General features: G+C 69.9%; 23 protein-coding genes and 1 tRNA gene. 13 read left to right on the top strand and 11 right to left on the bottom strand.

The genetic code is table 11. The features are described from left to right. The first annotated feature begins 21 nt into the window (after positions 1–21). From fdh to nrfD, 3 genes are read left to right on the top strand one after another with little or no spacing between them, the layout of a single operon-like run. Positions 22–3201 carry a formate dehydrogenase gene (gene fdh, locus ABFX55_RS19455; RefSeq protein ID WP_346122945.1) on the top strand — a complete coding sequence of 1060 codons (3180 nt, stop codon included), beginning with the start codon at positions 22–24 and terminating at the stop codon, positions 3199–3201. Beyond that, on the top strand, positions 3194–3997 hold the full coding sequence (locus ABFX55_RS19450) for a 4Fe-4S dicluster domain-containing protein (RefSeq protein ID WP_346122943.1): 804 nt from the start codon (positions 3194–3196) through the stop codon (positions 3995–3997). Before fdh ends, ABFX55_RS19450 begins: the two co-directional genes overlap by 8 nt. Beyond that, entirely contained in the window at positions 3994–4911 is a 918-nt protein-coding gene (gene nrfD, locus ABFX55_RS19445) for an NrfD/PsrC family molybdoenzyme membrane anchor subunit (protein WP_346122941.1), read from the top strand. The genes ABFX55_RS19450 and nrfD overlap by 4 nt, the downstream gene beginning before the upstream one ends. Before the next feature lie 17 nt (positions 4912–4928). Here the strand turns inward: nrfD and selD are convergent, their stop codons facing one another. Then, a complete protein-coding gene (selD, locus tag ABFX55_RS19440; RefSeq protein ID WP_346122939.1) occupies positions 4929–5948 on the bottom strand; it encodes a selenide, water dikinase SelD in 1020 nt (339 codons plus the stop codon). Positions 5949–6019: 71 nt separating this feature from the next. Between selD and ABFX55_RS19435 the strand changes: the two genes are divergently transcribed. The 3 genes from ABFX55_RS19435 to ABFX55_RS19425 all read left to right on the top strand — a co-directional run bounded on the left by ABFX55_RS19435 (position 6020) and on the right by ABFX55_RS19425 (position 9231). After that, positions 6020–6112 (top strand) — tRNA-Sec (locus tag ABFX55_RS19435). Between the two features lie 15 nt (positions 6113–6127). Further along, positions 6128–7417: an L-seryl-tRNA(Sec) selenium transferase gene (gene selA / locus ABFX55_RS19430; protein ID WP_346122937.1), complete on the top strand. Its 1290-nt coding sequence runs from the start codon at positions 6128–6130 to the stop codon at positions 7415–7417. Next, positions 7417–9231, top strand: a complete 1815-nt coding sequence (locus ABFX55_RS19425; protein ID WP_346122935.1) for a SelB domain-containing protein — start codon at positions 7417–7419, stop codon at positions 9229–9231. The genes selA and ABFX55_RS19425 overlap by 1 nt, the downstream gene beginning before the upstream one ends. Positions 9232–9295: 64 nt before the next feature. On the opposite strand, the gene ABFX55_RS19420 is transcribed toward ABFX55_RS19425, so the two are convergent. From ABFX55_RS19420 to ABFX55_RS19400, 5 genes are all read right to left on the bottom strand, one after another. Beyond that, positions 9296–9724, bottom strand: a complete 429-nt coding sequence (locus tag ABFX55_RS19420; protein WP_346122933.1) for a hypothetical protein — start codon at positions 9722–9724, stop codon at positions 9296–9298. Positions 9725–9791: 67 nt separating this feature from the next. Then, a complete protein-coding gene (locus ABFX55_RS19415) occupies positions 9792–10031 on the bottom strand; it encodes a hypothetical protein (RefSeq protein WP_346122931.1) in 240 nt (79 codons plus the stop codon). Between the two features lie 10 nt (positions 10032–10041). Beyond that, positions 10042–11289: a formamidase gene (fmdA, locus tag ABFX55_RS19410; RefSeq protein WP_346122929.1), complete on the bottom strand. Its 1248-nt coding sequence runs from the start codon at positions 11287–11289 to the stop codon at positions 10042–10044. A gap of 85 nt (positions 11290–11374) precedes the next feature. Then, complete coding sequence (locus tag ABFX55_RS19405) at positions 11375–12040, bottom strand: AmiS/UreI family transporter (RefSeq protein WP_346122927.1); 666 nt, start codon at positions 12038–12040, stop codon at positions 11375–11377. Between the two features lie 146 nt (positions 12041–12186). Continuing rightward, complete coding sequence (locus ABFX55_RS19400; protein WP_346122925.1) at positions 12187–12462, bottom strand: FmdB family zinc ribbon protein; 276 nt, start codon at positions 12460–12462, stop codon at positions 12187–12189. An 861-nt stretch (positions 12463–13323) separates the two neighbouring features. Between ABFX55_RS19400 and ABFX55_RS19395 the strand changes: the two genes are divergently transcribed. Then, positions 13324–13833, top strand: coding sequence for a SigE family RNA polymerase sigma factor (locus ABFX55_RS19395; protein ID WP_346122923.1), 510 nt, complete (start codon positions 13324–13326; stop codon positions 13831–13833). Continuing rightward, positions 13833–14516: a hypothetical protein gene (locus tag ABFX55_RS19390; RefSeq protein ID WP_346122921.1), complete on the top strand. Its 684-nt coding sequence runs from the start codon at positions 13833–13835 to the stop codon at positions 14514–14516. Before ABFX55_RS19395 ends, ABFX55_RS19390 begins: the two co-directional genes overlap by 1 nt. 118 nt (positions 14517–14634) lie before the next feature. Here the strand turns inward: ABFX55_RS19390 and ABFX55_RS19385 are convergent, their stop codons facing one another. Continuing rightward, positions 14635–15210, bottom strand: a complete 576-nt coding sequence (locus ABFX55_RS19385; protein WP_346122919.1) for a hypothetical protein — start codon at positions 15208–15210, stop codon at positions 14635–14637. A gap of 473 nt (positions 15211–15683) precedes the next feature. Here ABFX55_RS19385 and ABFX55_RS19380 point away from each other — a divergent pair, with 473 nt between their 5' ends. Then, positions 15684–16262 carry a dihydrofolate reductase family protein gene (locus tag ABFX55_RS19380; protein WP_346122918.1) on the top strand — a complete coding sequence of 193 codons (579 nt, stop codon included), beginning with the start codon at positions 15684–15686 and terminating at the stop codon, positions 16260–16262. 172 nt (positions 16263–16434) lie between these two features. Here ABFX55_RS19380 and ABFX55_RS19375 read toward each other — a convergent pair whose 3' ends face one another. The 3 genes from ABFX55_RS19375 to ABFX55_RS19365 all read right to left on the bottom strand — a co-directional run bounded on the left by ABFX55_RS19375 (position 16435) and on the right by ABFX55_RS19365 (position 19711). Then, complete coding sequence (locus tag ABFX55_RS19375) at positions 16435–17835, bottom strand: polysaccharide lyase 6 family protein (RefSeq protein ID WP_346122916.1); 1401 nt, start codon at positions 17833–17835, stop codon at positions 16435–16437. A gap of 66 nt (positions 17836–17901) precedes the next feature. Beyond that, on the bottom strand, positions 17902–18714 hold the full coding sequence (locus tag ABFX55_RS19370) for an AraC family transcriptional regulator (protein ID WP_346122914.1): 813 nt from the start codon (positions 18712–18714) through the stop codon (positions 17902–17904). Positions 18715–18718: 4 nt separating this feature from the next. Continuing rightward, positions 18719–19711 carry a hydroxyacid dehydrogenase gene (locus ABFX55_RS19365; protein ID WP_346122912.1) on the bottom strand — a complete coding sequence of 331 codons (993 nt, stop codon included), beginning with the start codon at positions 19709–19711 and terminating at the stop codon, positions 18719–18721. Between the two features lie 209 nt (positions 19712–19920). Between ABFX55_RS19365 and ABFX55_RS19360 the strand changes: the two genes are divergently transcribed. From ABFX55_RS19360 to ABFX55_RS19345, 4 genes are read left to right on the top strand one after another with little or no spacing between them, the layout of a single operon-like run. Beyond that, positions 19921–21207 (top strand): sugar ABC transporter substrate-binding protein, encoded by a 1287-nt coding sequence (locus tag ABFX55_RS19360; RefSeq protein WP_346122910.1) that lies wholly within the window; start codon positions 19921–19923, stop codon positions 21205–21207. Beyond that, positions 21204–22136: a carbohydrate ABC transporter permease gene (locus ABFX55_RS19355; RefSeq protein ID WP_346122909.1), complete on the top strand. Its 933-nt coding sequence runs from the start codon at positions 21204–21206 to the stop codon at positions 22134–22136. Before ABFX55_RS19360 ends, ABFX55_RS19355 begins: the two co-directional genes overlap by 4 nt. Then, on the top strand, positions 22133–22999 hold the full coding sequence (locus tag ABFX55_RS19350) for a carbohydrate ABC transporter permease (protein ID WP_183645133.1): 867 nt from the start codon (positions 22133–22135) through the stop codon (positions 22997–22999). Before ABFX55_RS19355 ends, ABFX55_RS19350 begins: the two co-directional genes overlap by 4 nt. Before the next feature lie 6 nt (positions 23000–23005). After that, positions 23006–24235 (top strand): alpha-L-fucosidase, encoded by a 1230-nt coding sequence (locus ABFX55_RS19345; RefSeq protein WP_346122907.1) that lies wholly within the window; start codon positions 23006–23008, stop codon positions 24233–24235. A gap of 47 nt (positions 24236–24282) precedes the next feature. On the opposite strand, the gene ABFX55_RS19340 is transcribed toward ABFX55_RS19345, so the two are convergent. Next, positions 24283–25650, bottom strand: a complete 1368-nt coding sequence (locus ABFX55_RS19340) for an MBL fold metallo-hydrolase (protein ID WP_346122905.1) — start codon at positions 25648–25650, stop codon at positions 24283–24285. Positions 25651–25675 lie beyond the last annotated feature (25 nt).

The raw sequence follows: 25675 nt of genomic DNA, 5'->3' as shown, positions 1-25675 counted from the left end.
GACCGGGGCAGGATTCGCATTGTGGCAGGTGGGAGGTGGTTCTCCCGGTGGCCGGTGCTCCGGCAGCTCAAGGGAGAGGACGGCAGGAGCGACGCCGCGCGCTCGGCGCGTACCGACGCCCTGAGGCCGCGCACCGAGGAGGCCGACAGGGTCGCCCGCTCGGTCTGCCCCTACTGCGCCGTCGGCTGCGGCCAGCTCGTCTACGTCAAGGACGGCCGGGTCAGCCAGATCGAGGGCGACCCCGACTCGCCCATCTCGCGCGGCCGGCTGTGCCCCAAGGGCTCGGCCAGCAAGCAGCTCGTCACCCATCCGGGCCGCCAGACCCACGTGTTGTACCGCAGGCCGTACGGCACGGAGTGGGAGCGGCTCGACCTCGGCGCCGCGATGGAGATGATCGCCGAGCGGGTGCTGAGGACGCGAAGGGACACCTGGCAGCAGACCCATGAGGGCAAGGTCGTGCGCCGCACGCTGGGCATCGCCGGCCTGGGCGGGGCGACGCTCGACAACGAAGAGAACTACCTGATGAAGAAGCTCTACACCGCCCTCGGCGCGATCCAGGTGGAGAACCAGGCGCGCATTTGACACTCCTCCACCGTCCCCGGTCTGGGGACCAGCTTCGGGCGTGGCGGCGCGACGACCTTCCAGCAGGACCTGGCTGGTGCGGACTGCATCGTCATCCAGGGCTCCAACATGGCCGAATGCCATCCGGTGGGCTTCCAGTGGGTGGTGGAGGCCAGGGCGCGGGGAGCGAAGGTGTTCCATGTGGACCCGCGCTTCACCAGGACCAGCGCGCTGGCCGACCGCCACCTGCCGATCCGCGCGGGTAGTGACATCGTGCTGCTCGGCGCCCTGATCAACCACGTCCTCGCCAACGAGCTGGACTTCCGCGAGTACGTGCTGGCCTACACCAACGCCGCCACCCTCGTGTCCGAGGACTTCCGGGACACCGAGGATCTCGACGGGCTGTTCTCCGGCTTCGATCCCGAGACGCGTACGTACGACCCCAAGAGCTGGTCGTACGAGAGCACGGGCGAGCAGGCGCCGGGCGAGACCCTGGAGGGCGGCCTGCACCACGCCAAGGCCGCGGGGGCGGACCGCTACGGCGCCGGCGGCGCCGCCGCGCACCCCAGCCCGCCGACGGACCCGACGCTGCGCCACCCGCGCTGCGTCTACCAGATCCTCAGGCGGCACTTCGCCCGCTACACCCCGGAGCTGGTGGAGCGGCTCTGCGGCATCCCGCCGGAGGACTTCGCCGAGCTCGCCGACGCGATCACCGCCAACTCCGGCAGGGAGCGCACCACCGCGTGGGTGTACTCCGTCGGCTGGACCCAGCACACGGTGGGCGCGCAGTACATCCGCACCGCCGCGATCCTCCAACTGCTGCTGGGCAACATGGGCCGTCCCGGCGGCGGCATCCTGGCGCTGCGCGGGCACGCGAGCATCCAGGGCTCGACCGACATCCCGACGCTGTTCAACATCCTGCCGGGCTACCTGGCCATGCCCCACGCCCACCGGCACGAGAACCTGGACGACTACCTGGAGCGCGAGGGCGGCGAGACCGGCTTCTGGGGCAACCGGCGCTCCTACCTGGTGAGCCTGCTCAAGGCCTGGTGGGGAGAGGCGGCCACCGAGGAGAACGACTTCTGCTTCGACCACCTGCCGCGCCTGACCGGCGACCACGGTCACTACACCACCGTGATGGGCCAGATCGACGGGACGGTGAAGGGCTACTTCGTGGTGGGAGAGAACCCCGCGGTCGGCTCCTCCGGCGGCCGCGCCCAGCGACTCGGCCTGGCCAACCTCGACTGGCTGGTGGTACGCGACCTGACGCTGGTGGAGACGGCCACGTTCTGGAAGGACGGTCCGGAACTCGAGACCGGGGAGATGCGCACCGAGGACATCGCCACCGAGGTGTTCTTCCTTCCCGCCGCGAGCCACGTGGAGAAGGAGGGCACCTTCACCAACACGCAGCGGCTCCTGCAGTGGCGGGAGAAGGCGCTCGACCCGGTCGGCGACCGCCGCAGCGACCTGTGGTTCTACTACCACCTCGGCAGGCTCCTTCGCGAGCGGCTGACCGGGGACGAGATCGACAGGCCGCTGCGCGAGCTGACATGGGACTACCCGGAGGAGGGCGAGCACCGGGACCCCTCGGCGACGGCCGTGCTCCGCGAGATCAACGGTGTGGGCCCTGACGGGCGGGCGCTGTCGTCCTCCGCCCAGCTCAGGCCCGACGGGTCCACCGCGTGCGGCTGCTGGATCTACTGCGGCGTCTACGCAGGCGAGGTCAACCACGCCGCCCGGCGCAGGCCAGGGAGGGAGCAGACGCCCGTGGCGCCCGAATGGGGCTGGGCATGGCCGGCCAACAGGCGGATCCTCTACAACCGGGCCTCCGCCGACCCCGAGGGCCGCCCGTGGAGCGAGCGCAAGGCGTACATCTGGTGGGACGCGGAGCGCGGCGAGTGGACCGGGCACGACGTGCCCGACTTCGAGCGGAACAAGCCGCCGGACTACGTGCCGCCCGAAGGCGCCAAGGCCGAGGCCGCGCTGGCGGGGACCGACCCGTTCATCATGCAGTCCGACGGGAAGGGCTGGCTGTACGTGCCGGCGGGTCTGGCCGACGGGCCGCTCCCCGCCCACTACGAGCCGCACGAGTCGCCGGTCCGCAACCCGCTGTACGGCCGGCAGTCCAACCCCGCGCGCCGGATCTACGCGCGCAGGGAAAGCCCCTACAACCCGCCAGAATCGCCGCGCTTCCCGTACGTGCTGACCACCTACCGGCTCACCGAGCACCACACGGCGGGCGCCATGAGCCGGCCGCTGGCCTACCTCGCCGAGTTGCAGCCCGAGCTGTTCTGCGAGGTGTCCCCCCAGCTGGCCGCCGAGCTCGGGCTGGTCAACGGCGGCTGGGCCACGATCGTGACCAGCCGCAGCGTGATCGAGGCCAGGGTGCTGGTCACCGGCAGGGTCCGGCCGCTGCGGATCCAGGGCAGGACGATCCATCAGATCGGCCTGCCCTACCACTGGGGGTGGGGCGGCGGCGGCCTGGTGACCGGCGACGTCACCAACGACCTGCTGCCGCTGGTGCTCGACCCGAACGTCTACATCCAGGAGAGCAAGGCCGCGACCTGCGACGTACGTCCCGGCAGGCGGCCGAGGGGCCGGGCGGCGCTCGACCTGCTGGAGGTGTACCGCCATGACTGAGCGGATGGGCTTCTTCACCGACACCAGCGTCTGCATCGGCTGCAAGGCCTGCGAGGTGGCCTGCAAGGAGTGGAACCAGCTGCCCGACGACGGGTTCGTGTTCGAGGCGACCTCCTACGACAACACCGGGCAGCTCGGGGCGAGCACCTGGCGACACGTGGCCTTCATCGAGCAGACGCGCACCGTGCGGATGAAGGAGGACGAGGGCGACAGCGGCGTGGATCGCTGGCTGATGTCGTCGGACGTGTGCAAGCACTGCACCCACGCCGCGTGCCTGGACGTGTGTCCGACCGGTGCGCTGTTCCGGACCGAGTTCGGCACGGTGGTGGTGCAGGAGGACATCTGCAACGGCTGCGGCTACTGCGTGCCGGCCTGCCCGTTCGGGGTGATCGACCGCAGGGAGGGCGACGGGCGGGCCTGGAAGTGCACGATGTGCTACGACCGGCAGCGCGGAGGGCTCGAACCTGCGTGCGCCAAGGCCTGCCCGACCGACTCGATCCAGTTCGGCCCGCTCGACGAGCTCAGGGAGCGGGCCGAGGACCGGCTGGAGCGCCTGCACGCCGACGGGCACTCCGAGGCCCGGCTGTACGGCGAGAGCCCTGACGACGGGGTGGGCGGCGCGGGGGCGTTCTTCCTGCTGCTGGACGAGCCCGAGGTGTACGGCCTGCCCCCGGATCCGGTCGTGACCACCCGCGACCTGCCGTCCATGTGGCGCTGGGCGGGGGCCGCGGCGCTGTCCGTGGCGGGGGCGGTGGCGGTGGCCTTCGCGGGATTCCGTGACGGGGGGCGGCGGTGACGCGGGAGCGGTCGATGGTGCCGGAGGCCGAGTTCCGCTCGTACTACGGGCGGCCGGTGATCAAGGCTCCGATCTGGCACGAACCCCACATGCCGACCTATCTGTACCTGGGAGGTCTGTCCGGGGTTTCGTCGATGATGGCCGTGGTGGCGGGGTTCACCGGGCACCACCGGCTCGCGCGCACCACCCGGGTCGCGGCGGCACTCGGGGCTGCCGCCGGCGCCGGCCTCCTCGCCGCCGAGCTGGGCAGGCCCGAACGCTTCCTCAACATGCTGCGCGTGTTCAAACCGACCTCGCCGATGAGCGTGGGCTCATGGATCCTCGCCGCCCAGGGCGGGCTGTCGGCGGTCGCCGCCTCGTCCGAGCTGACCGGGATCCTGCCCGTCGTGGGTGACGCGGCGGTCCTCGCCACGGGCGTGACAGGCCCGCTGACCGCCACCTACACCGCCGTCCTGGTCGCCGACACCGCCGTGCCCGCCTGGCACGAGGCGTACAGGGAGCTGCCGTTCCTGTTCGCGGGGAGCGCGCTGGCCAGCGCGGGGGCGATGGGCATGCTGGCGACGCCCCGTGCGGAGGCGGGGCCAGCCCGTGCGGTGGCGGTGCTCGGGGCCGCCATGGAGACCGTGTCGGGCGTGGTGATGGAGCGCAGGCTGGGGCCGGCCGGCGAGCCGTACCGGCAGGGGAGGGCGGGCCGCCTGATGCGCTCGGCCCGCGCGCTGACGGCCTGCGGCGGGCTGCTCGCCGCGGTCGCCGGGCGCAGCCGTACGGTCACCGCCCTGTCCGGTCTCGCCCTCACGGCCGGCGCCCTGTGCACCCGCTTCGGCATACTGGCGGCCGGCCGAGCCTCGGCCGCCGACCCGAAGTACACGGTCGTACCCCAGAGACAGCGCCTCGACGGCGAGCGACCCGCCTGACCCTCCGCCTCTGGCGTTCAGCGGAGTCGCAGGTGAGGGCCGGAGAGCGGGATGAGCTCTCCGATGACCGGCGCGCCGGGGATCTCGCCGGCCACCAGGAGGCCGCCGGAGGTCTGGGCGTCGGCGAGCAGCAGCAGGTCCTCCTCGCCGAAGCGGCCGGGGTCGAGGCAGGGACGCACCCAGTCGAGGTTGCGTCGGGTGCCGCCGCTGACGTAGCCGCCGCGCGCCGCCTCACGGGCCCCTTCCACATACGGCACGGCCGCCACGTCGACCACGGCCGTGACCCCGCTCGCCCTGGCCAGCTTGTAGAGGTGGCCCAGCAGGCCGAACCCGGTCACGTCCGTGGCGCACACCGCTCCGGCGGCCAGCGCGGCCCTGGAGGCGTCGCGGTTCAGCGCGGTCATCGCGGCGACCGCCTGCGGGAACACCTCGCCGGTCGCCTTGTGCCGGGTGTTGAGCACCCCGATGCCGAGCGGCTTGGTGAGGGAGATCGGCAGGCCGGGCCTGCCGCCGCCGATGCGCAGCAGCCGTTCAGGATCGGCCAGGCCGGTGACGGCCATGCCGTACTTCGGCTCCGGGTCGTCGACGCTGTGGCCCCCCGCGACGTGGCAGCCCGCGGCCCGCGCCGCGTCCAGGCCGCCGCGCAGCACCTCTTTCGCCAGCTCCAGTGGCAGCGTCTGCCTGGGCCAGCCGAGCAGGTTGACCGCCACCAGCGGCTCCCCGCCCACCGCGTAGACGTCCGACAGGGCATTGGCCCCCGCGACGCGGCCCCAGTCGTAGGGGTCGTCCACCACGGGCGTGAAGAAGTCGGCGGTGGCCACGATCGCCCGGCCGCCGTCGACACGGACCACCGCGGCGTCGTCCCCGTCGTCGAGACCGATGAGCAACTCGCCGGCGGGGGAGGCCACGGGCCGGCTGACAAGCCCCGCCACGATGGCCTCCAGCTCGCCGGGCGGGATCTTACAGGCGCAGCCGCCCCCGTGCGCGTACTGCGTCAGCCGGACCGTGCCCTGCCCCTGCCGGGTGGTGAGTGTCATGGCGTCCTCAGGTGGATCGCGACGGTGTGTGCCGCATCAGCCCCTACCCACCTGCGAGTATGTTCTCCCTTGGAGGCGTGTGGGCGCCTGGTGGCCCCCGCGGTCTTCAAAACCGACGAGGCCGAGGTCCTCGGCCTGGCGGGTTCGATTCCCGTCCGCCTCCGCTCTATTTTCGAAGGGTGGATCCACGAAGGCACGTGCCACGTACCGACGCCGTGCTCGCCGACCCGCGGCTGGTCGCGGCAGGCGGGCGGCTGGGCAGGTCGGTCGTCAAGGACGCGGTGGCGCGGGCCCAGCAGCGGGCGCGACTCGGCGAGATCGGCCCGGAGGAGGTCGCGGACGCGGCGGTGGCGGCGCTCCCGCCACAGGCCGCGAGCCTGCGCGCGGTGATCAACGCGACCGGCGTGCTGATCCACACCAACCTCGGCAGGGCGCCGCTGTCGCTCGCCGCGGTCGAGTCGATGGCGGCCGCGGCAGGCGCCGCCGACGTGGAGTTCGACCTTCGGACCGGCGCCAGGGCCCGTCGCGGGCGGGGCGCGCTGGACGCGCTCACCCGCGCCGTGCCGGCCGCCGAGGACGTGCACGTCGTCAACAACAACGCCGCCGCGCTCGTCCTGGTGGCCACCGTGCTCGCCGCGGGCCGGGAGATCCTGATCAGCCGCGGCGAGCTGGTGGAGATCGGCGACGGGTTCCGCATCCCCGACCTGCTCGTCTCCACAGGGGCGCGGCTGCGCGAAGTGGGCACCACCAACCGCACCTCCTACCGCGACTACGCGGCGGCCGTGGGACCGGAGACCGGATGCGTGCTCAAGGTGCACCCGTCCAACTTCCGGATCGAGGGGTTCACCGGCTCCGCCGAGGTGTCGGAGCTGACCGGGCTCGGCGTGCCCGTCGTGGCCGACATCGGCTCAGGCCTCCTCACCCGCGAGCCGCTGCTGCCCGCCGAGCCGGACGCGACGACCGTGCTCGAGGCCGGGGCGGATCTCGTGACCGCCAGCGGCGACAAGCTGCTCGGCGGTCCGCAGGCAGGGCTCCTCCTCGGCCGCCGCGACCTGGTCGAACGGTGCAGACGGCACCCGCTCGCCCGCGCGCTGCGGGTCGACAAGCTGACGCTGGCGGCACTGGAGGCCACTCTCAGGGGTCCTGCCGTCCCTGTCCGACAGGCGCTGTACGCCGATCCGGCGGCGCTCGGCGAACGGGCCGCGGCGCTCGCCGGCAAGCTGGCCGGTGCGGGGGTCGACGCGCGAGCCGTGCCGAGCGAGGCCGCTGTGGGGGGCGGGGGAGCTCCCGGCGTCACGCTGCCGAGCGCCGCCGTGAGCCTGCCCGAGCGGCTCGCCGTACCGCTGCGAACCGGCGATCCACCGGTCGTCGGCCGGATCGAGGGCGGGCGGCTGCTGCTCGACCTGCGCACCGTTCCCGGCGACCGGGACGGCGATGTGGCCCGCGCGATCCTCCTGGCGAGCGGCTGATGCACGTCGTCGCCACGGCGGGTCACGTCGATCACGGCAAGTCCACGCTGGTGCGGGCGCTCACCGGGATGGAGCCCGACCGGCTGGAGGAGGAGCGGCGGCGGGGGCTGACGATCGAGCTGGGCTACGCATGGACGACCTCGCCCTCGGGGCGGAGCCTCGCCTTCGTGGACGTTCCCGGCCACGAGCGGTTCCTCGGCACGATGCTGGCCGGGGTCGGCCCCGTGCCGGCCGTCATGTTCGTGGTGGCCGCCGACGAGGGCTGGATGCCGCAGTCCGAGGAGCACCTGGTGGCGCTGGAGGCCCTCGGCGTACGGCACTGCCTGCTCGCGGTGACGCGCGCCGACCTCGCCGACCCCGGCCCGGCGATCGAGCAGGCACGGACCCGCCTGGCCGCCGCCGGGCTGGGTGGAGCGGGGGATGTGGCAGGGCCGGGTGGCGTCGAGGCGGTGGGGGTGAGCGGGCGTACCGGTCAGGGGCTCGGCGAGCTGAGGGAGGCGCTGGACCGGCTGGTGGCAGGGCTGCCCTCGCCCGATCCTGAGGCGCCGGTCCGGCTGTGGATCGACAGGGTGTTCACCGTGATCGGCAGCGGCACGGTCGTGACCGGGACCCTGCCCGAGGGCACGATCTCGGTGGGTGACGAGCTGGCGCTCGGCGGCGAGCCGGTACGGGTGCGGGCGCTGGAGTCCCTCAAGGAGCCGCTGTCCGCGGTGACCGGGGTCGCCAGGGTGGCGGTGAACCTGCGGGGCCGCGGCCTTCCCGAGCGAGGCCGGGCCCTGGTCACACCCGGGCGATGGACCTCCACGGACCTGGTCGACGTCCGCATCTCGCCTGTCGGAGCCCTCCGGGACTCCGGCCGCGGACCGGGGGACGATGGCGGCGAGGAGCGGCGCCTGCCCAGGCGGCTCACCGCGCACATCGGGTCGGCGGCGGTGGCGTGCGAGGTGCGGCCGCTCGGTGGCGGCATCGTGCGGCTGCGCCTGGCCGCCCCGCTCCCGCTCCACCTCGGAGACGTGCTGCTGCTGCGCGACCCTGGCCGCGACCGGAGCGAGGTGCGGGTGCTGGCAGGGGCGAGCGTGCTCGACGTGCGCCCCCCGGCGCTCGGCCGCAGGGGCGCGGCGCGGGCGCGCGCCGCGCGGCTGGAGCCGGCCGCGCCGGACGCGGCCTCCGCCCTGCGCCTCCATCGGCTGCTGCGAGCGGCCGACCTGATCGCCATGGTGGGGGAGCACGGCGGACACCCGGTCTGCGACGACTGGTACGCCTGCCCAGAGCATTGGGAGGAGCTGGCCAGGCGACTGACCGAGGTGGCCCTGCGGTATGCGGCCGAGCACCCGCTGGATCCCGGCATGCCTCTCGAAGCGGCCAGGCACGAGCTCGCCCTGCCCGACCGGCGGCTGGTCGCCGCGCTGGTACGGCCGCCGTTCACGGTCGCAGGGGGCCGGATCCTCACCCGGCCTTCCGGGCTGCCCACGCCGGTGGCCAGGGCTGTCGAGCGGCTGAGGGCGGAGCTGTCCGCCCATCCCTTCCAGGCGCCGGAGGCCTGGCGGCTGACCCAGCTGGGGCTGGGCGTCCGGGAGGTGGCGGCGGCCGTACGGGCGGGGAGCCTGCTGCGCGTGGCCGAAGGCGTCGTGCTGCTGCCCGGCGCGGACGCCAGGGCGGCGGAGCTGCTGAGACGGCTGCCGCAGCCCTTCACCGTCAGCGAGGCCAGGCGCGCCCTCGACACCAGCAGGAGGGTCGCGGTGCCGCTGCTGGAACACCTCGACAGGCGCGGGATCACCGAGCGGGTGGACGAGGTCCACCGCCGCTGCCGTTGACCTGAGCCTCCGGCCGATCACCTGCTCGGAGCCGCCGGGCGGGCACGCCCGGCGGCGGTTCACCCTACGGTGTACCGGCGATGGCGCACGCCCGGCACGGGGGACGCCCGCAGATGCACTGCATGATGGCGTCGAGAACGTCGTGATCGTGATACAGGCACCGGTCGTTGCAGGTGTGGCGCGGAACGAAACCCGCCTGGATCTCGTCGGGCCACGGCTCTTCGCCTTCACGGCAGCGGACGAACTGGTCAGGGTCCTCGGAGTGGAGACCGTGCATGCGCGCCCTGGCCTGGGTCTCCAACGTCCGCGTCTCCGCCACCATGGCCTTGAGCTGGGCGGCGAGCTCGGAGTACCGGTCGTCGCCGGTGCGTACGTGCGCGGCCCGCAGCGCCATCACCGCATTGCCGAGGAATCGGCTGGCGTCCTGGAGGTCCGTGGTGTGGTGCAGCTGGATGCCCGTCACGTTTCGGACCCACACGGCGTCGTTTGTCATCGATCAACCCTTCGAAGTGGCAGGCTCGCACACCTGTTCGGGAGTTGCCCAGGGGGCATGGCAGGTATTACAGATACGCGAAGGGTAACCGAAGTTTTGCGCCTTTTTCGTACTCGATGTCTTGTTCTTGACCGTAGGCGAAGTCGCGGCGGCACATCAGACAACCCGCATCGCCCATGAGGAGAGGGGCGCACGTCGCGACAACACGATCGCGGCGCGCGGAGAACCTTGATGAGAAACAGGCCAAAAAATTAACCTTGTGCGAGAGCCCGGCCACCGCTTCGGGCACGGTGACCGGGTCCGTCATGCGGTGGCGATCAGCTCGTCACCGCGCACTGCCCGCGTTCCTTCTTGACCGGCCCCTCCATGGTCGGACGTACGTCGAAGTCGAAGATCGCGGTGGGCAGGTAGAGCGAGCAGCATGCGTTGGGGATGTCGACGATCCCGCTGACCCGCCCTTCGATCGGGGCCGAGCCGAGGAGCAGGTAGGCCTGTTCGCCGGTGTAGCCCCACTTCTTGAGGTACTCGACGGCGTTGAGGCAGGCCCTGCGGTAGGCCACCGTCGCGTCGAGGTAGTAGTTGGTGTCGGTGTCGGGGTCGACCGAGATCCCGATGAACGAGAGGAACTCGGAGTAACGCGGCTCGACGTTGCCGGGCATGAAGATCGGGTTGGTGATGACACCGTACTTCTCCATGCCGCCCTTGATGAGATCGACGTGGAAGTCGATGTAACCGCCCATCTCGATCGCGCCGCAGAAGGTGATCTCTCCGTCACCCTGGCTGAAGTGCAGGTCACCTCCGGAAAGTTTGGCGTCCTTGACGTGAACCGGGTAGAAGACCCTGGCTCCGCGGGTGAAGTTCTTGATGTCGTGGTTGCCGCCGTTCTCCCGCGCGGGAACCGTGCGGGCGCCCTCGGCGGCGATCCGCTGTGCCACCTCGCCGCTTGCCGTGCCGGAGATGACGTTCTCGGGCAGCGGTGGCAGGCCGAGCGGCGGCACCCTCTGCGGATCTGTGTCGATGAGAGCCTGCTCCCTGCGGTTCCAGGTCGCGAGCAGATCCGCTGACGGCGCGGTGCCGAACAGCCCGGGGTGGGTGATGCCGGTGTAGCGCACACCCGGCAGGTGGCGGGATGTGGCGACCTGGCCGTGGAAGTCCCAGATCGCCTTGTAGGCGTCGGGGAAGTAGTCGGTCAGGAATCCACCGCCGTTGGCCTTGGCGAATACGCCGGTGTACCCCCACCCCTGGCCTGGCGCTCCGCCGACCTGTTGTGGGACAGGGCCGAGATCAAGGATGTCGACGACCAGGAGGTCGCCAGGCTCGGCTCCGTCCACCCCGATGGGCCCGCTCAGGACGTGCGCGACACTGAGGTCGACGTCCCGTACGTCGTTCGCGGAGTCGTTGTTGCCGATCTGGGCGTCGGTCCATTCCCTGCATTCGACTCGGAACTCGTCCCCAGGGCGCACCATGTCGGCCACAGGAATGTCTGGGTGCCACCGGTTATGCCCTGGTATTTTCTGATCTCGCATCGACATCGACTGATCGATGCTGAATACGACGTTCGGCATGATGAGTGTCCTTCTTAGATGCGTGCTGAATCTCAGGCATGACCGCCGTCGCATCACCGCCTCTCCAGCTCTTCGGGTCTCGGTGTCAGGTCCAGCGGGGGCGGTGCCTGTGCTCCCGGGCGCCCACCGCCTCGTCACCCGGGCTCGGTGCCGCTGCTGCGGGTTCCCGTCCTCGGGTCAGCGGCCACAGCCCGATGAACACCACCAGGCCGAAGACGGCGAGGATGACCGCGATGAGGTTCGTGTTCTGCCAGTAGCCGGTCAGGATCATGAACGCCGGGATCGCCGCCGTGACCCACCCCTGGATCGCTGTGACCCAGCCCGTGTACCTGGTGATCTGTTCGTGTTTCAAGCCCAGCAACACGAAGAAGAGGAACCACAGGTAGGACCAGTAGAGCCAGATGACGCCGAACGCGGGGTCGCCGAGAAGCTGAAAGTTCGCGTACGCGTATCCGAGCGCCATGATGGCCACGAACAGGGAGAAGTAGCCAACTCCCGTGGAGTCGAAACCGCCGAGCAGATTGATCCCGACGTAAAGGTAGGTGAAGCCGAAGAGGTAGATGCCCGACGCGCCGAGGATCTCGGCGGGCCTGCCCGGATTGGCGATGATCAGCACGGTGGGCGTGACCACCTGCAGGGCTCCGACGAAGAGATTGAAGATAGCCGTCGCGCGTGGCTCGACCTTCCCCAGGAGCATCATCCCGTTGAGGAAGAGCACCGCGCCGACGTAAAGCAGTCCGACAGCTCCCATCAGCGACGCGCCTCCTAGTGTCCTGTGATGGGTGGTTTCCTATTGGCGGCATCGTCCACGGGCTCGTCCATCCGTGGCCGCGTCCAGACCCTGCGGATCTCCATGCGTGGCCGGTCCGAGCGCACGTGGACACACTGTTGTGTTGGTCAAGGGCGGGGCAGGCGTGACACCGCCGGATGCGCCGGCCGCCGGCGCTGCCCGGGAGGCAGGCTCGTGACGACCTCGGGGGCTTCCTGGCTCTGCTCCTCCCGGCTGAGCGCGGCGGACAGCGTCGAGGGCACCCTGGTCAGATGGGGCGAGGAGAAGACGCGACGGGCCGCGCGGTGACAGCCGGGGCAGTCGCCGACCGCCGGAGCACTGCCTATCGGCAGGTGCACCTCGAATCGCCCGCAATCGGCGCAGCGGTACTCGTAGGTTGCCATAGGCACCCCCACCGGAGATCAAGTCTCGTTTCCCGGCAGCACCGCGACCCGTCGCCGGTCCACGGCGATCTGGGCTGTCAACCCCAGGTAACCCCCGCCCTTGACCGCGTGTCAACGTCGCGGACACGGTTGGCGAGGCCGTCGAGGAGACCCCCTCTGAGCCGAAATTCGGCGGATTTTAGCAGGAGAACGGCCTCGGGTGTCGTCAAAATGGTCGGGTTTTTGAGGACGCGGCACCGCGCTGCCCCGGAGACCCCTGAGATTTTGCCAGACGTTTGAGGCCTTGCGTCGCTGATCGTCGACCCTCGATCGGGCACGACCTGTGCCAGCCCGCCGGAACCCGGTGGATGGAGCCGATGGAGGGCGTGAACTCCGCGGGTCTGCACCCCAACGCTGCGGGCCACCAGGCCATGGCCACCAGCGTGCTGAACGCGATCAACCGTACCCTGGCCTGATCTCCGGGCCGGGTCAGGCCTGCCGGCGATCTCCTCCCGACTCCCGTGCCCACGGTCCGCCCACCCACGTGGCGGGCGGACCAGCTCCACACCGCGACACGTGTCACCGGAACCGCAGAGCAGCGGGAAGCGGATTCGGCTCCCCAGCACCTTCAGAGGCAGAGCGCTCGTGCCGGTCACAGTCCGCGCTGCTCCTGCCCCACGTCATGGCGCTCACCCTCGCCGGCCGCATCGCGGGCGACGCGGCGATCCAGCACAGCCCGTAACCGCTCCACAGGAGCGGTTGGCCCGACGTAGCGCCTGCTGCCGACCGCCGCCCGACGATCCCAAGCCTGCCCGTCCCATGCAACCGGTGCCCGGGCCGGAAGCATCCTCTGGGATGTGAAGCCATCGAACTGGGAGACCCATGAGCCTTGACGAGGAGTACACCGCCTACGTGAGTGGCCGGCTGCCCTGGTTGCGGAAGATCGCTTACCCGCTGTGCCAGGACTGGCACCGCGCCGATGACCTGGTGCAGACGGCGATAACGCGGCTCTACGTCAAATGGCGCCAGGCGCGAGCCGCCGATGACCTCGACGCCTACGTACGGGTGATGCTGATCCGCGTCTTCCTCGCCGAACAGCGAGGGGGCTGGTTCTCCCGGGTGCGGCTGACGTCCGCGATATCCCACCAGCCGTTCGAAACCGGCGACCGGGACATGGCCATGGACATCAACCGCGCCCTCGCCGCCGTCCCTCCGCGCCAACGCGCCACCCTCGTACTCCGCTTTCACTGCGACCTGAGCGTGGAACAGACCGCCCACGCGCTCGGCTGCTCCACCGGAACCGTCAAGAGCCAGACCGCCCGCGGCCTCGCCACCCTGCGCTCGATGCTCGGCGCGCCGGAGTCCCGTCTCGCACGTACGGAGGACCACTGATGGATGTCAAGCAGATGTTCGACTCGCTGGCCACGCACGAGCAGCCGCCTACCACGGTTGACCCGAACCAGGCCATGGCGGCAGGACGTGCCGTGCGCAGACGTCATCGTGCAGCCGTCGCCGGGACCACGGCCGCGGTGGCGGTCGCGGCCGTCCTGGCCGTCGGGACGGTTCACCCGTCGCCGCGGCAGGACGGCGTCGCTGTCGCCGTGCCCGCCACACCCTCCGTCACGGCCACGCCACGGCCCACCTACAAGGGATTCGCGGAATTGAAGAAGAAGTATCCCCCCAAGGGGAAGGTCGCCTCCGTGCCGCCGCTGCTGATGTGGGTGAGCGACGCGCCCCGCAAGAACGAGCTCTTCCTTTGCGAGAGCGGGCCGAACGGTAGCTCCTGCACCGGATTCCCGCCTCTCGCCGCCAAGGAGTTCGCCCGCCGGCAGGGCAAGCTTCGCGGCGTGCAGGTCTGGCTGGGTGTGGCCAAGGACGACGTGCACGGGGTGACGGCTGTCACCAGGGATGGGCGGAGGGTTCCAGGCACCCTCACACGGGGCGTCAGCCCAGGGCTCGGGCTCTGGGCCGTCGAGTATCCCCCTGACGTGCGGAGCCTTGTCTTCACCGGCGCGAAGGGGGGGGACCCTGCAGCGGATCGCCCTGTGACATGTCTTGATCACTCGCACCGCTGAGGGCCTGGCCGGCTCCTCGGCGCACCGCTGTTCAACGTCGACGGTCGCTGGAAAGGCTCGCTGGCAAGATGGCACGCGTGCCTGCACACCTGCGCCCCCACCCGCGTGGCCGGGACGGTCAGGTGCGCAGGCGTTCGAGTTCATCGGCGCGGCGGTGGTCCTTCGGCCGACCGATGGCCCGCCGCATGCGGACGAGGTCGTCGAGTGCGGCGTAGCGAACCGTGAAGCCGGAGGGGTCGTCCGCGTGCACGGCTCGGGTCAGGCTTGCGGTGACATCGAGACCGCCCCAGGACAGGGCGGGCGTGCACAGGTCTCCGCTGGCACCGGTCACCTGATAGGTCACCTGGGGGTGGTCAAGGTCGGGCGGCTCGGTGCACCCGGCGATGACGAGGGCCTCGCGAAGGGCGCGGGCCTCCGCGGGCGTGCCGTCCCACAGAAGGTCGAGGTCGCCGGTCAGTTCGGTGGATCCGTGCATGATGCCGGCGACCTGGCCGATGACGACGGCATGTGAGCCTGCCTCGTGCAAGGCATGGAGGAAGGGGAACGGGTCGAAGCCGAGTGCCCCGTCCGGGGCGAAGGTACCCACGAGGTCGTCGGCGTCCTGTGGGCGCAGTCCCGTGGCGGTACGGTCACGAGTGGTGTCTTCAGTTCGGGAGACGGCCTGACGAAGTCGTGTGACAGCAGTCCATGTCATGCGCCCATCCAACACGGCCTGTGGGGGGTGAGCCGGAGCGCGAGTTCGCCTCCCTCCAGGCTCGTGGGCCAGCCGGACGAGGTCGACTGGGTCCACGCGTGAGTTCTGGTACCAGTTGCGAGTGAGTGCGGGTGTCGCCGGGTAGCCGGATGGTGACGGTTCAGCCAGTTCTGGTGCCACTCGGAGCGTAGTGGTGGGATGCTCGCTGCGCTTGGCGTCACGAGGGGGCGCTGATGGCGCGGGTGATCAAGGTGGAGAAGCACGCGGCGATCAGGGGGACTCCCGAATGGAGGGCTTGTCGCAGCGGGCCTCGGCACGCAGGTATTCCGTTTCCCGCCGGACGGTGGCCGAGGCGTTGAAGTCTCGGGGCCGCGTCCGCGGCGGCCAGCCTCCAGGAATCCAACGGCGATGAGCTGCGCCGAGGTGTCCAGTCTGTAACCACACCCGATTCCACCGCACTCGAGGAGAGCATCATGACCGCTACCTACACCTTCGACGTCTTTTCCAGCCTCGACGGCTTCGGCGCCGCCAGCGGCAACTGGACTGGCTACTGGGGCAAACAAGGCCCCGAGCTGCTCGACCACCGCCTCGCCTTGCATGGCGAGGAGCAGCGGATGGTCTTCGGGGCCAACACGTATCGGATGTTCACGCGGATGCTGGCCTCGAACGCCGAGGAGCCCGAGGTACATGACCCATGGGTCACCCGGATGAGGAGCCTGCCGGCAACAGTGGTGTCGACCACGCTGGAAGGACCCCTCGACTGGCCGGACGCGACCGTCGTGAGCGGTGACGCCGTCGATGTCGTCGCCCGGCTCAAGGAGGAGTCCGAGGTGCCCTTGCGCTCGCACGGCAGCCTGTCGATGAACCGGGCGCTGATGGCCGCCGGCCTGGTCGACCGCGTCCAGGTCACGCTCTTCCCTGTGATCACCGGACAGACCGGACTGGACCCGATCTTCCAGGGCGCGGCCGACTTCGACCTGGAGCTGATCGAGAGCCGGACGCTCGACGGCCACACCCAAGAGCTCATCTACCGGCCCACCCTGCATGTCTGAGAGGACCCGGCCCACCTGCACCCAGGAAGTGGCACCGCTGATGCCGTTCGTGCAGCACCGCAGGCGATGCCATGTACCGCGTCGCCGATCAGGACCCGTCGATCCGCCGGCGTCGTGGCGGGGAACCGGCACGCGGCTCGACAGGGCCGGATGACGAGTCGGCATTCGCGGCTCAGCGTGACCAGGTGGGGCCGGACTCGGCGGTCTGGGGCGGCGGGGGAGGGGCCTGGCGGCTGCGGGGGAGGACGATGATGCCTTCGGAGCTGTTGGGGGCGTGGACGTCGACGGTGCCGCCGTGGACGACGTTGCCCCGGAAGGTGTTGGGCTCGAAGGTGAACTTCTCCAGCGGCGGCGCGGTCTCCTGCGGGGAGGTGATGACGGCCACCCCGCCCTTCGGCCTGTGGACGAGGTTGCCGGTGAAGGTGTTGCGCTCGGGCAGGAGCACCATCTGGTAGGCGGGCCAGTGGTTCTTGTAGAACCAGCCGAGGTGCATGTCGCTCTTGGCGTTGTCGACGAACACGTTGCCGGTGAACTCGCTGTCGGTCACCTGGCCGTAGTGGAAGAGATAGCCGTACGGCGAGAGCGGGTTCCTCTGCGGCACGAAGCCGGGCGTCAGGTAGTCGAGCTGGTTGTTCTCGTCGAACATGTGCTCGCCGCTGGTGACCTTGAGCCCGTAGCCGGACACCCCGGCCACGTAGTTGCCGCGCACGGTGTGGTTGTTCCCACTGACCCGGATGCCCTCGCTGGCCGGGTAGCGCTCACCCAGGATGACGTTGTTCTCCACCCTGTTGTGGTTGCCGTAGCGCAGCACGAGGCCACCGCTCGACTGCTTGATCGTGTTGAAGCGGACGGTGTTGTGGTTGGACTTCAGCGAGATGATCTCGTCGTCGCCGTCGACGTGCTCGAAGAGGTTGTGCTCGATGGTGAAGTAGGCGCCCTCCTGCGTGCCGAGCTCGCCCCACTGCCCGTAGCCCCAGATCCGCAGCGCTTCCATGCCGTTGCGGCCGACGTTGGGGACATCGGCGAACCGGGTGTGGTCGACCGCGTTGTACTTGGCCGCCAGGCCTCTGTCGTTGCCGACCACCGGCTCCTGATGGTTCTTGCCCCGCAGCAGGCTGTGGTCGAGCCGGTTGTGCCCGCCCTTGAAGTAGACCCAGTAGTAGGCGGTCTGCGGCTCGGCGGGGTTGAAGTCGATGACGGCGGTGTCGGTGACCCTGCCGTGGTCGCTGTTGAACGTGATCACCGACTGGGTGCCGTCGGGAGCCTGGCCGCCGGTGAAGGTCAGGCCGCTCACCGTCAGGTGGGGGCTGTTCAGCGACAGCGAGGACCTGCCGGTGAGCAGGACCTTGCCGGGGGTCTGCGCCCTGAGGGTGAGGGGGCCGGGGGCGGTGAGGCCGATGACGGCGTCCTGCCAGGTGCCGTCGGCCATCACGATGGTGTCGCCGGAAACGGCCGCGCCGAGCGCCCGGTTCAGCTCGGCCGGGTTCGAGACGAGCACTTCCCGATCCGCGAAAGCGGGGCCGGCGGGAAGCAGCAGGACGGCCGCGGTGAGAAGAGCTGCTAATCGGTTCATATCGGCAAGGTATGGAAAGCGCATTCCGTTGGCATGGCCAAAGCTCGGGCACTCCTAGGACGATCCTCAGGAAGCTCGGTGCAAGGCCCGGTAATGAGTCGGCGTCAGCGACGTCACCTGCCGGAAAACGCGCGAAAGGTAGGAGGCCTCCCACCCGACCGTCCCGGCGATCTCCTCGATCCGCAGCTCCGAGTGGATCAGGGCCTGCTTGACCCGCTCGACCCGCAGCTGCCGGATGTACTGGTTGGGGGAGACCCCGAAGAGCTGGGCGAAGTAGGTGATGAAGTACGTCGGGTTGTAGTGAAAGACCTCCGCCAGCCGCCCGACGGTGAGCACTTCGTCCAGATGCGCGTCGATGTACTCAAGAATCCGCCCCGGCCCCTCGCTCAGGGGCCGCAGCGAACCCAGGGGGGCGTGCTCCACGAGGTAGGCGGTCAGTTCCATGAGGATCGCGCGCTGCCGCAGGGGCCCGGTCACCTGCGCGGCCCCCTTGCCCGCCGCCAGCAACCTCACGAACATCTCCTGTACGGCAGGCGGCTCGGCCACCTCCACGACGCGGGGCAGTGTGACGAGCGTGGCCAGATCGTGCTCCCCCACGGTGGCCGTGAAGTGCGCCCAGTACTTGCGCAGCGGACGCTCCCGCGAGCTGGAGAAGCCCAGGGCGGACCCGGCAGGCAGGAAGTAGAGCTGGCCGGGCCTCGGCTGGTACTCGACCCCGTCCGAAGTGATCGACCCGACGCCGTCGAGGATGAGGTAGAAGCGGTTGTAGCCGTCACTTCGTGCCGACCGCCCCCAGTCGGCGGGGACGGGGTCGGCGTGCCCTGCCATGAGCAGGTCGAGGTCCAGCCGCCGGAGATGCTCCCTGAGCGCCGGGTCCACGCCGTCACGCCCGCAGGCTCGCCAGGGCGGGGTCCACGGCGTGGCGCAGCGGCGCTCCCGTGAGCAGGCGGCGGACCTCCGCCAGAACCAGTTCCCCCATCCGGGCGCGTTCGGCGCCCATCGCCCCTGCCAGATGCGGTGTCAGCACGACGTTGGGCAGGCCGTACAGCGGGGATCCCGAGGGCGGCGGCTCCGGCCAGGTGACGTCGAGAACCGCGGTGAGGTCGGGCCGCCGCTGCAGGACTTCGATGACGGACGGCTCGTCGACCACGGCTCCCCTGGCGGTGTTGATGAGCGTCGCCCCGGGGCGGAGCCTGGCCAGGAGCTCGCCGTCGACCAGCCCCTCGGTCTGCTCGACGAGCGGCGCGTGGAGGCTGACGACCTCGCAGCTGTCGAAGAGTTCGGCGAGCGGAACCAGGCGCACGCCGAGCCCCGCCGCGACCGCGGGATCGGCCACCGGGTCGGTGGCGACCACGTCGAGGTCGAAGCGGCGCAGGTGGGAGGCTACCAAGCGGCCGATCTCGCCGAGGCCGAGGAGCCCCACCCTCGACCCGTACGCGCCGGCGACCCGCACCGCGTCCGGATAGCGCCCCCGCTCCTTGATCTCGCGGGAGATCCGGTGGAACTGCTTGAGCGCCAGCAGGATCTGGGCCAGCGTGAACTCCGCCACCGGGATCGCGTTGGCCGACGCCGCGGAGACGATCGGGATCTGCCGTGCCCAGAACTCCGGCGTGGTCAGTGGGCGCACGGAGCCCGCGGCCACCAGCACCGCGCGCAGCCGCGGCGCGTGGCGCAGCAGGCCGGCGTCGAGGACCGGCGCACCCCACCCCGTGAGCAGAAGTTCCACCTCGTTCAGCACGCCGGGCTCGGCCGCCAGCTGCTCCCGCGTCAGGGGCGGCCGCTGCCATCGGACCAGGTCAGCCAGCTCTCGGAGCACCTCTTCCGGGTAGACGTCGGCCCGGCGGCGTTCCTCCATGACCAGCAAGGCTGTGGTCATCTCCCACTCCTTGATCTCATTTTCATCGGATGTATGGCCAGACATCCTGCCGCACGATCGATCGGTATCAATAGTGAGCTTCTAGTCATCGGAGCATTGACCTGTGAACGTACGCACCGTTACGGTCCGGAAAACGTCGTCCAAGAAGAGGGAGTCGTCCACATATGCGAACAGTTTCCACACACAGGACACGATGGATTCTGGTCTCCATGATGGTGCTGTCCGGATGTTCGTCAGGCGCAGCGGGAACGAACGTCGAGCAGGACGCCAAGGCTCCGCTGGAGCTCTGGACCAGGACCACGCCCGGCGGGCCCGGTGAACAGGGCACGGTCAGGCTGGCGGCCGCGTTCGAGAAGGCGACGGGACACAAGGTCAAGGTGACGGCGATCTTCGACGACTTCGAGACGAAGATGCAGCAGCGGGCCGCCCAGAAGGACCTGCCCGACATCGTCATGAACGACGTCACCCAGCTCGGCACCATGCAGAGCCAGGGTCTGCTCAGGGAGATCGACCTCAGCAAGCTCGCCAGCGCCAAGGACCTCACCGAGCGCGGGCTCGCCTCAGGCAAGGCCATCGACGGCAAGCAGTACAGCGTGCCGTACTCCGCCCAGGCCACCGCCCTGCTCATCCGCAAGGACTGGCGGGAGAAGCTGGGCCTGCAGGCGCCGCAGAGCTGGGCCGATCTCACCGCGATGGCCAAGGCGTTCACCGAGAAGGACCCCGACGGCAACGGCAAGGACGACACCTACGGGCTGGCGGCGCCGCTGTCGACCAAGCGCGGCTACGCGTCGTGGTACTTCTCCAACTTCCTCTGGGCCGCCGGTGGCGACTTCGTCGCCGACGCGGGCGGCGGCAAGTTCAAGCCTGCCATGTCCACCCCCGAGTCCACCGCGGCCATGCAGTGGTTCCGCGACCTCGGCTGCAAGGACAAGGTCATCCAGCCCGGCGCCGTCACCATGGACACCCCGCCGACCAACGAGACGTTCGAAGCGGGCAAGACCGGCATGTACGTCGTCGGTCCCTACCTGCTTCCCCGTTACGACAAGTCGCTCGGCAAGGACAAGTACGAGGTCGTGCCCATGCCCAAGGGCGCCAAGAACGCCGACGTGCTCGCCGAGGGCGGCGCGATCTACCTGATGGCCGGCTCGCCGAACAACGCCGCGCAGGACGCCTTCGCCGCCTTCGCGACCTCGGCGGAGGGCCAGAAGGTCGGCATGGAGGGTGACACCGCCTACATCGTCCAGCTGCCCGTCAACAAGTCCGTCGACATCAGCCAGGTGCGCCCCGATCCCCGCTGGAAGACCTTCGCCGAGATCTACCAGGCCTCCGGCCACTACGCCCCGTCGCTCCCCAACTGGACGCCGGTGCGGCAGACCACGGCGGAGACCGTCAACGCCCTGGTCGCGGACTGCAGCCTGGATCTGAAGGCGGAGCTGCAGAAGCTCGACACCAAGCTCGCCGAGATCCTGGCGGAGCAGGGCGTCGCCGCGTCATGACTGTCACTCAGCTGAAGCCGGTCGACACCGGCTCTCCTGATCCGACCCCGCCCAGGTTCTCCGGGCGGGGCGGGCGGTGGTGGGTGCCGTGGTTGTTCCTGACCCCCGCGCTCATCCTGTTCCTGTACTTCAAGTTCGTCCCGATGGGCAACGCCCTGGTGATGTCCTTCCAGAACGTGCAGCCGTTCCTGGGCAACCAGTGGGTGGGCGGGGACAACTACGCCAAGGTCGTCGCCTCTGACGGCTTCCAACAGGCCGCCTGGCACACCGTTCTGCTGGCGCTGTGCCAGACGGCCGGTTCGATGCTGCTCGGCCTGATCCTGGCGCTGCTGATGGAGGGGCAGAGCCACCGGCTGAGCTTCATTCGCTCGGCCGCCTTCCTGCCGGTCGTCGTGCCGATGGCGGTCGTCGCCGAACTGTGGCGGATCATGTACCACCCGACCGGCGACGGCATGCTGAACTCCCTCATCGGCCTGGTGGGGCTCGGCCCTTCCGGGTTCATCAACGACCCGCACACCTCGATGGCCTCGGTCATCGTGACCGGCATCTGGCGCGGCGCGCCGTACGACATGATGATCTTTCTGGCCGGGCTGGCGGGCGTGAACAGGGACCTGTACGAGGCCGCGACCGTCGACGGCGCCTCGCGGGCGCGCAGGCTGCTGCACGTGACCCTGCCCGGCCTGAGGTCGGTCTTCTCCATCCTGTTCATCCTGGCCGCGATCCGCGGTCTGCGGGTCTTCACCGAGGTGTTCCTGCTGACCAACGGCGGCCCGAACGGTTCCACCGAGGTCGTCATGACCCTGATCACCAAGCTGGGCCTGGAGCAGAACCGGCTGGGCGTCGCGTCGGCGGGAGCGGTCCTGCTGTTCCTCGCCACGCTGCTGCTGACCGTGGTCGTGTCCATCCTCAGGCGAAGGGAGCGAGAATGAGCGCCGCCAGCGAGACCGCCCTCGGCCTCAAGGAGAGCACGACACCCGCCGGGCGGCTGGTGAAGCTCGTGATCCACGCGCTGGTCCTGGTGGTGTTCGCGGGACCGCTGCTGGCACTGCTGGTCAGCGCCTTCAACCACGTGTCGGACCCGACGCAGCTGAGCGTCGTGCCCTCCAGCCCTACCCTGGACAACTTCACGGTCGCCGTCGACCAGGGCGTGCTGAAATACCTGCTGAACTCCTTCTTCGTGGTGGGGTTCGGACTGCTGCTGCAGGTGGTGGTCTCGACGCTGGCCTCCTACGCGCTGGCGCGCAAGAAGTTCCCGTTCATGACCCTGGTGTTCGTCGCCATCCTGGCCACGCTCATGCTGCCGGAGGAGATCCTGGCGATCCCGCTGTCGCTGATCCTGTCGGACCTGCCGCTGCTCCACATCAACCTCATCGGCACCCTGGCCGGCATGATCGTGCCGCTGGGCGCATGGGCGTTCTCCATCCTGGTCATGACGGAGTTCATGAAGGACGTGCCGCGAGAGCTCGAGGAGGCGGCACGCATCGACGGGGCCGGCGAGTTCCGGATCTTCGCCCAGATCATCCTGCCGATGTGCAGACCGGCCCTGGGCGTCATCGGGGTCTTCGGCTTCACCATGATCTGGGACCAGTACCTGCTGCCGATGCTGGTGGCCAGCGACTCCTCGACCTACACCCTGCCCTTGGCCCTGCGGACCCTGCGGATCGACCCGATCGTCACGCCCGGCGTGGTGATGGCGGCGTCGTTGCTCGCGCTGCTGCCCTCGGTGATCGTCTTTCTGTTCTTCCAGCGCTCCTTCGTGCACGGGCTGTCGTCCGGCGCCCTCAAGGGATGATTCTTCATGACCTGGTTCACCAATGATCGTTTCGGCATGTTCGTGCACTGGGGCCTCTACTCGCTGGCCGCCCGGCACGAGTGGGTCAAGACGCGCGAGCGGATGACCGACGACGAGTACCGGCCGTACTTCGACCACTTCGATCCCGACCGATACGACCCTGCCGCCTGGGCCAGGACCGCCAGGGTCGCGGGCATGCGCTACGTCGTGCTGACGACCAAGCACCACGACGGCTTCTGCCTGTGGGACAGCGATCTGACCGACTACAAGGTGACGAACACCCCCTACGGGCGCGACCTGGTCGAGCCCTTCGTCGAGGCGTGCCGCGCCGAAGGCCTCAAGGTCGGGTTCTACCACTCGCTGATCGACTGGCACCACCCCGCCTTCCCCGTGGACGGGACCCATCCGCAGCGCGACTCCCAGTCCGTCCCCGCCGGGGACATCGCCGAATACCGGCGCTACCTGCACGGCCAGGTCAGCGAGTTGCTCACCCGCTACGGCACGATCGACTACCTGTTCTTCGACTTCTCCTACTCCACGCGCACCGAGTGGTGGGGCGGCAAGGGTCCCGAGGACTGGGGGTCGAAGGAGCTGCTCGCGACGGTGCGCGAACTGCAGCCGGGCATCCTGGTGAACGACAGGCTCGGCATCCCCGGCGACTTCGTCACGCCCGAGCAGTACCAGCCATCGGGGCCTCTCGCCGAGCTCTGGGAGGCGTGCCAGACACTGAACGGCAGCTGGGGCTACGACCGGGACAACCTCGACTACAAGAGCGCTGACCTGCTGATCAGGATGCTCGTCGACGGGGTGTCCAAGGGCGGCAACCTGCTGCTCAACGTCGGCCCCAACGGGCGCGGGGAGATCGACCCCCACGCGGCGGCCGTACTGGCGGAGATCGGCTCGTGGATGGACCTGCACGAGCGCGCGATCCGCGGGTGCGGGCCGTCGGAGTTCACCGCCCCGTCCGACTGCCGCCTCACCCAGAACGGTGACAGGCTCTACCTGCATCTGTTCAGCTGGCCGCTGCGCCACGTCCATCTGCCTGGCCTGGCGGGCAAGGTCCGCTACGCCCAACTGCTCAACGACGCCTCGGAGATCAGGCAGGTCACGACCGACCCGGGCCAGACCGCACACAACACCCGGATGGGCGGGCAGCCGTCCGGCACCCTCACCCTCGAGCTGCCGGTGAGCCCGCCCGGCACGCCGGTGCCGGTCATCGAACTCTTCCTGTCCTGAGTGGGCGGGCACTCAGGCCCGCCCACCTCCGTACGCCACGGTCGAGCTCACCTGGCCAACGGGACGCCGGCGCCCTCGGCGGCGGCGAACGCGTCATCGATGAGCACAGCCTCCCGCCCCGCCCTGGCCAGCAGAGACGCCGCCGCAGCGGCCCGATAGCCGCTGCCGCAATGGACCCAGATCGTTCCGGGCCCAATCTCGTCCACCCTGTGGGCCAGCTCGGGCAGCGGCACGTGGACCGCGCCCTCGACATGGGAGTCGCGCCACTCGTTGCCCAGCCGTACATCGAGGATCACGTCGGGAGCGCGCCGATCGCCGCGCATCGCGGCTGCCAGGTCGGCGAAAGAGACAGTCGTCAACGAGCGCGTCTGGGAGGAGTCGGTCACGAGTTCGTCGGGCGTGCCGGCCGCGGCGGCTGCCACCCGGTCGATCCCGATGCGGACCAACTCGCGCTGGGCTTGAGATACCTGCTCGAGGCTCTCACCGACGAGCGACAGAGGTGCGCCCCTGTCGACGAGCCAGCCGAGCCAGGTCGCCATCGACCCGTCGAGGCCGAGACTGATCGTCCCGGCCAGGTGGGCGGCGGCGAAGGCGGTGCGGTGCCGCAGATCGACCACCCACTCCCCGGCCTCCAGCCGGGCACGCAGCTCCTTCGCGTCGGCCGGAGACGGCTGACGCAGGTCCACCGGGGCGGGCCCCGCGAGGTTGATCGCGCCCATGTGGGCGTAGTAGGCAGGGTAGGCGTCGAGTCCGGCGAGAGTCTGGGTGACGAATTCGTCCTCGGCCAGCCGCAGCGCCGGGTTGACCTGCCGCTCGTGATCCAGGGTCGAGCTGTCACCCGAGGACTGCGTGGCCGAGCAGAAACTGCCGAATCCGTGCGTCGGCCATATGACGGCGCCCCCTGGCAGGGAGTCGGCGAGCTTGCGCACGGAGGTGTGCTGCCGGCGGGCCAGCGAGTCCGCGTGCTGCTCACCGAGCAGGTCGGTACGGCCGGTCGTGCCGAACAGCAGCGATCCACCGGTGAACACGCCCTCGACCCCGGAGTGGCTCTCCAGCACGTAGGACAGGTGGTGGAAGGTGTGTCCGGGCGTGGCCAGCGCGCGCAGCCGCAGCCTCGGCGAGACCTCGACCACGTCCCCGTCGGCCAGCGGCACGTGCTCGAACGCGGGCCGATCGGCCGCCGCCACCCCGTAGCGGGCTCCGGTGAGCCTCGCCAGTTCCAGGCCTCCAGAGACATAGTCGTTGTGCAGGTGCGTCTCCACCACGTGCGTGATCCGCACGCCGAGGCGGCTCGCCAGCGCGAGGACCCGGTCCACGTCCCTCTGCGGGTCGACGACCACCGCCACGTCACCGTCTGTGGCCAAGTAGCTGCGGTCACCCAGCGACGACGTCTCGATGACTGTCACGCTCACCATGTTGCCCATCATCATCATCTCCCCA

The organism is Nonomuraea roseola (genome assembly GCF_039535395.1).
Lineage (GTDB): Bacteria > Actinomycetota > Actinomycetes > Streptosporangiales > Streptosporangiaceae > Nonomuraea > Nonomuraea roseola.
The sequence above is the reverse complement of the archived record's forward strand: the minus strand, read 5'-3'. Positions and strand labels throughout refer to the sequence as shown.